Origin of the sequence: Novosphingobium pokkalii, from assembly GCF_014652855.1 — a bacterium.
In the GTDB taxonomy this organism is placed as follows: Bacteria; Pseudomonadota; Alphaproteobacteria; order Sphingomonadales; family Sphingomonadaceae; genus Novosphingobium; species Novosphingobium pokkalii.
The window spans coordinates 216808-222935 of the sequence record NZ_BMZP01000008.1 but is presented as its reverse complement, the minus strand read 5'-3'; the positions used below and the strand labels follow the sequence as shown (position 1 = coordinate 222935).

The 6128-nt window shown below is 67.8% G+C and carries 4 protein-coding genes; all 4 read right to left on the bottom strand.

Annotation, left to right across the window (positions count from 1 at the left end):
- Nucleotides 1-115 precede the first annotated feature (115 nt).
- Nucleotides 116-1777, bottom strand: a complete 1662-nt coding sequence (locus tag IE191_RS11120) for a TolC family protein (RefSeq protein ID WP_229815255.1) — start codon at nucleotides 1775-1777, stop codon at nucleotides 116-118.
- Between the two features lie 47 nt (nucleotides 1778-1824).
- The gene (locus tag IE191_RS11115) at nucleotides 1825-3177 is read right to left on the bottom strand and encodes an HlyD family type I secretion periplasmic adaptor subunit (RefSeq protein ID WP_191324419.1); all 1353 of its coding nucleotides are present in this window, start codon (nucleotides 3175-3177) and stop codon (nucleotides 1825-1827) included.
- Complete coding sequence (locus IE191_RS11110; RefSeq protein WP_229815254.1) at nucleotides 3174-4907, bottom strand: type I secretion system permease/ATPase; 1734 nt, start codon at nucleotides 4905-4907, stop codon at nucleotides 3174-3176. Before IE191_RS11110 ends, IE191_RS11115 begins: the two co-directional genes overlap by 4 nt.
- Nucleotides 4908-5090: 183 nt before the next feature.
- Entirely contained in the window at nucleotides 5091-6074 is a 984-nt protein-coding gene (locus IE191_RS11105; protein WP_191324417.1) for a sensor histidine kinase, read from the bottom strand.
- Between the last annotated feature and the right edge of the window lie 54 nt (nucleotides 6075-6128).

Sequence of the window (6128 nt, the reverse complement as noted above, 5' to 3'; positions counted from 1 at the left end):
CCCGCACTGCGGATGCCGCCCCAGCGACCCGCCAATGCATAATCTGCCAAAGTAGTGCTAGGGTCTACCAACCACCATTTCCCGTTACCAGTGCGCCTGCAACGCACCACGCGGCCTAGGGATTTGGCAGCGGTTCAGGGCTGATAACGCCATTCGGCGTTGCATCCATTTGTGCCGGGCCTGCGTGGGTCTGTGCAGCAGGATCGCGTGAGGGGCGAGGGCGGCCGGAGCCTTCCACCAGGCCATCCAGCGCCCGGAAGCTGGCGCTGATCAGCGGGACGTCGGCCTTGCCGGACACGCGCCAGGCGTCCTGCGCCGCGTCGTGCCGGGGGGCGTCGGGCAGCAGCCACGCGGCATCCAGCGCGCCGAGCGCGGCGAGCACTTGTGCCTTGGCGAGATAGGCGCCGGCGATGCCTTCGTTGTAGGCACTGCGCGCCTGGAGCAGTTCGCGCGCCAGTTGCAGCACGTCGAGCGTGGTGAACATCCCTGCGCGCTCCTGCAAGACGGCGCCGTCATAGGCTTTCTGGGCGGAGTCCACGGCGCGGGCGAGGTTGTCGATCGCGGTGGTCTGTGCCTGCCAGTCGTTCCAGGCACCCGCGAGCGTGGCGCGGTTTTCGCGCAAGGTGGCATCCATCAGCCGCCAGTCGGCGTCGTTGGCCGCCTCGGCCGCGTGGATGCGCGCGGCGCGCTCGCCGCTGTCGAACAGCGGGCCGGACAAGGTGACGACGCCCTTGATTTCCGTCTGGCGCAAGGTGTCCGAGTAGTTGGAAAAGCCCGCGGAATAGGGGAGCAGGGCGGCCGTGCCCTGAAAGTCCAGGCGCGGGCGGCGATCGGCCTTGGCGCCTTCGACGCTGGCGCGCGAGGCGCGCTCGCGTTCCTGCGCGGCGCGGATCAGCGGGTTGTGCGCCTCGGCATAGGCATAGGCCTCTTCCAGATCGGCGACCGGCAGTTGCAGCGCGGGGGGCGGGGCGAGGTCTCCCGGCCGGGTGCCGATCATGCGAACGAAGGCCGCTTCGGCCGTCCCGGCGTCGCGCTGCGCGGCGAGCAATTGCACGCGGCCAAGCTCGACGCGGGTTTCCACCTGCTGGATATCGGTGGCGGTCACCTCGTGCGCGGCAAGACGGGCGCGATTGTCGGTCAATTCGCGGGTCAGCGCGGCCAGGTTGTCTGCCGCGATGGCCACTGCGGCGCGCGTGCGGCGCAGGCCGACAAAGGCGTCGACTGCATCGAGCAGCGCCTGCTGTTCGGTGGAGCGCAGCACGGCCAACTGGTAGGCCGCCTGGGCGCGCGTGCCGCGTTCGTTGGCGAAGGCGCGGCCGAAGGTGAACAGCGGCTGGGTCAGCACGGCGGTGGCTGTCGAAGTCCAGCCGCTGCGGCGCAGGAACACGCCCTTGGCGATCTCGAAGCGGTCCTTGGTCCAGCCATAGGTGAGGGCGTAGTCGAGCTTGGGACCATAGGCGGCGCGGGCCTGGGCCACGCCCCACGCGCTGCTTTGCGTCGAGCTGCGCTGGGCCAGCAGGACAGGCGATGTCCAGTAGGCATAGCGCAAGGCGTCGGTCAGCGTGGTGATTGGCCGACCGGCCAGTGTGCCTTCGACGATATCGGCCGGCGTTTCGGCGGGCAGGGCGGCGGCTCGGTCCAGCGGCGTGGCATCGGCCATCTCGGCATCGGCCGCATCGCCCGTTGCAGTTTCCTGCCCCCGTGCGCCGGGCGAACCAAACAGGGCGAGCAAGGTCAAGGAGCAGGCCAGCGCGACACGCCGATGACGCAGGGACATTGAACGCGCAGCGCGTGAGAGCGAAGGAGACATGGCGAAAACCCCTCTCAGTTGTCGCGGAAGGCGCGCATGAACTGGTCGCGCAGCGGCTTGGTGACGTAGGACAGCAGCGAGCGGTTGCCGGTTTCGATGTAGGTCTCGGCCGGCATGCCGCTGCGCAGGGCAAGGCCTTCACGCTGCACGGCGGCCTGATCCACGGCGATGCGCACCGTGTAATAGGCCTGGCGGGTTTCCTGGTTGTCGGTGCGGTCGGTGGCGACATAGATCACGCGGCCGGGGATTTCCGGGGTGGCGGCGCGGTTGAAGGCCGAGAAGCGCACGCGCGCGGCCTGGCCCACGCGCACCTGGTCGATGTCGGTCGGGCTGATCGAGGCTTCCACGATCATCACGTCATGATCGGGCACGATTTCCATGATCGGTTCAGCCGGACGCACCACATCGCCGATCGCGGCAAAAGCGATCTTCTCGATCGTGCCGGAATAGGGCGCGCGGATCTCGCTGCGGTCTTTCTGGTCCGAGGCGCTGACCTTGCGCAACTGCTGCTGGTTGAGCGCGGTGTTGACCTGGGCAAGATCGGTGCCGGCCTGAACGCGGCGGGTCTGCACCGTCTGGATCGATTGCTCCTGCGCTTCGGTGATACGGGCGCGGGTCTGAGCGATCTGCGCCTGCAATTGTGCCACCTGGCCATCGATATCCACGGCGGTGCGCTCCAACTGGTTGAGGCGGTTGATCGTGACGAGCTGCTTGTCCCACAAGTCACGCACGCCCTGGCGTTCGGGCTCGATCAGGTGGCGCTGCTGGCGCAAGGCGTCGATCTGCGCCTGAAGGCCGGTGATCTGCTGGTTGTATTGCGCGACGCGCGCGGAAAGCTGTGCGCGCAACTGGCCTTCCTCGGTCTGGCGCATTGCGAACAGGTGCTGTTCGTCGGCCATGGCCTTGCGCGCGCTGGGGTTGGCCGAGCCGACAAGTTCCGGCGGAAAGACCACTTGGCCAAGGCCCAGCCGCTCCGCCTCAAGCCGGGCCTTCTGGGCCAGCAACTGTTCCACGGTGAGGTTGGAATAGGTCGCGTCCGCGCCGGTCACGCGGTCGTCCAGGCGCATCAGCAGTTCGCCCTGGCGCACGTGCTGCCCGTTGATCACGGCAATGGCGGCAATCACCCCGCCGGTGGGATGGGCGATGCGCTTCACGCGGGTTTCCACGCCCACCTGGCCGCCGCCGATCACGGCGCCGCCGATCGGCACCAGCGCCGCCAGGGCAAACAGCAGGATCATCAGCCCGGCCAATGCCGCCACCAGCCGCACCAGCAGACGCGGGGCATGGGGCCTGGCTTCCTCCGGCGCGTCGGTCCAGAGGGCCGGCAGCAATTGTTGCGCGGCACCGGGGGCAAGGGGCGCGCTCATCGTGCCGCCTCCTGCGCCAGTCGGCCTGCCGCCGGGGCGCTGCCGCTTGTCGTGACCGTCTCGCCAGGCTGGAGCGTGCGTTGCATGACGATGTCGCGCTCCCCGAAATCGACCAGCCGCCCGTTCTGCATCACCGCGACGTGCGTGATCGGGGCAAGCGTGGCGGGGCGATGGGTGATCATGATGACGATCCCGCCGCGCTGGCGCATTTCGGTGACTGCGCGGTTGAGCGCGGCGTCTCCCACCGCGTCGAGATTGGAATTGGCTTCGTCCAGCACCAGCAGATGCGGATTGCCATAAAGCGCGCGGGCCAGGCCGACACGCTGGCGCTGGCCTGCGGACAACTCGCTGCCGCCGGCCGAGACCATGGTGTCATAACCATCGGGCAGGGCGAGGATGGCATCATGCAGGCTGGCGGCGCGGGCGGCGGCAATCACCGCGTCAGACGTGGCCGCCGGATCGAACCGGGCAATGTTCTGGCCCACGGTGCCGTCGATCAGGTCCACCGTCTGCGGCACATAGCCGAAGGCGCTGCCCAATGCTTCGGGATCCCACTGGTCGAGCGTGGCGCCATCGAGGCGCACTTCGCCGCGCTGCGGCTGCCAGATGCCGAGAATGCCGCGCACCAGCGACGTCTTGCCGGCGGCGCTCGGGCCGATCACGGCCAGCGCCTGCCCAGGTTGGAGCGCCAGCGACACGCCCTGCACGGTGAAGCGCTGCGTGCCCGGTGGCGCCACCCACAGATCGCGCAGCGCCAGTTCGCCGCGCGGCCGATCGAGGGTCACATGCCGTTGGGGCGGGCGGCGGAACGTGGCGATGGCCTGGACAATGCGACCCCAGCCGCTGCGCGCGGCAACCAGACCCTTCCAGTTGGCAATGGCTGAATCGACCGGTGCCAGTGCGCGGCCAGACAGGACGGAGGAGGCCAAGATCACCCCGCCACTGGCCTTGTCGTCGATCACCAGCAAGGCGCCGACGGTGAGGATGATCGATTGCAGCAGCATGCGGAACGTGCGGCTGGCCCCGCCGAGGCGCGAGACTGTGCGCGCGAGCGCCGACTGCGCGGCGATGAACTGTCCCTCCCATCCTGAGGTGCGCGCCACCAGGCGATCCTGCATGCCCATGGCAAAGGCGGATTCGGCAAAGCGGATTTCCGAAAGCGTTGCCGCGCTGCGCTGCCCGGTGATCATCGCCAGTTCGCGCGAGGCGCTTTGCGTGCGGCGGTTGGACAACAGCGCAAGGACGGCCATGACCAGCACCCCGGCCAGCGCGGTGATGCCCAGCCACCAGTGCAGCGCGGCCAGCACGATCAGGAACATCGCGACCCAGGGCAGGTCGATCAGCGCGACCGGTCCAGCGCCGGCCAGGAACGTGTGAATCGAATCGAGATCGCGCGCGAACTGGAGGCCGTCCCCCTTGTCCGCCCCCGCACGCAGCGGGCGCGAAACGGTGGCATAGTGCACCGCGCCGAACAGGTCGTCGTGCACGCCGTTGGCCACGCCCAGCAGCGCTTCGGCACGAATTGCCTCGAAAATCGCTTGAAACACGTAGATCATGACCAGCATCACGAAGAGCCCCACCAGCGTGGGGATGCTTCTGCTGGGCAGCACCGAATCGTAGACCAGCATCATGTAGCCCGATCCGGCAAAGACCAGGACGTTGAGCAGCAGGCTGGCCCCAGCGACCAATCCCAGATTTCCGCGATACCTGCGCAGGAACAGGCGCAGCATTTGCCGATCCACGTCGAAAATTCCCCATACGATCGCCGATAGCCAATGGGCATGGCACCGGCGCGCCGACGGGTAATCCGCAGAAACCTCCGTCGCGGAACTTTAGCGCGCGCGTTTACGGCCCCGGGAAAGCCGGGCTGGCGTTACGTTATGGGATTGTGGCGCTGGCAGAGGGCTGCGCGATTACGCCATTTCGGCCGGGGTGCCGGCGCGGGCGCCAACGATCAGCATTTCGCACCAGACACCCTTGGGATCGAACATGAGGTCTACCGCTTCCAGACCGGGCTGGGCGCGCAGCAGGTGCGAACCGGTGCCCTGGTGCACCGGGGGCGTGACCAGCGGGCCACCCAATTCCTTCCACAGCAGATAGAGCCGGTCGCCGTCGGGGGCGAGGAACCAGCGCAAGTCCACCCAGCCGGCCGGATCGGACAGCGCGCCATGCTTGACCGCGTTGGTGCCCAATTCGTGGACAGCCATGATCAGGGGAATGCAGCTTTGATCGGGCACGAGGCAGGCAGGGCCGCTCAACCGGATGCGCGACCCTTGCGCAAAGGGTGCGATGGTCCGTTCGATCAGTTCGGGCAGGTGGCCTTCGGCCTCGGTGCCGATGCGCAAGAGGTCGCTGGCCTTGGCCAGGCTTTCCAGGCGATCGGAGAATTCTCGGAAGAAATCGATCGGGTTTTCGGCGCGGGGCCCGCGCGCCGAGAGCGCCTGGATGACGGCCAGCAGGTTGCGCGAACGGTGGCGCAACTCACGGTTGAACGATTCCTGCTGGCGTGTCCGCGCATCGAGCTCTCGCACGGTGGCGCGGGCAACCATCGCGGTGGTCATCACCAGGCCCACGCAGGCTATGCCCAGGACCAGCGACACGACCGAGCGTCCGTCCCAGACGATGCCGATGACCGGCCGGGCAAAAAGCGCAAAAGCCACCGCCAGCGAACCGAACAGCGCCAGCACGGCAAAACCGGTATCGAGCAACAGGGTTCCCAGCAGAACGGTAGGCCAGAATGACAGGAATGGCATCGTGCCGGGTTCCGGCTCGATGAGCAGGCGCAGCAGCGAAGGCAAGACCACGAGAGCGGCGCAGAGCATGGCCTGCTGCCCCCGTCCACGCCGCTTGACCAGCGCAGCGCACATGGCGCCGGAAATCCCGGTCAGAACTCTCATGTGCGCCCCTTGAATCTCTTTCGCACGGGCGAATCCCCGCGCTGGACCGTTTGT

Coding starts and splice junctions, on each gene's coding strand:
- IE191_RS11120 (WP_229815255.1), bottom strand. CDS start 1,777: ATGTCCCTGCGTCATCGGCGTGTCGCGCTGGCCTGCTCCTTGACCTTG.
- IE191_RS11115 (WP_191324419.1), bottom strand. CDS start 3,177: ATGAGCGCGCCCCTTGCCCCCGGTGCCGCGCAACAATTGCTGCCGGCC.
- IE191_RS11110 (WP_229815254.1), bottom strand. CDS start 4,907: ATGCTGCGCCTGTTCCTGCGCAGGTATCGCGGAAATCTGGGATTGGTC.
- IE191_RS11105 (WP_191324417.1), bottom strand. CDS start 6,074: ATGAGAGTTCTGACCGGGATTTCCGGCGCCATGTGCGCTGCGCTGGTC.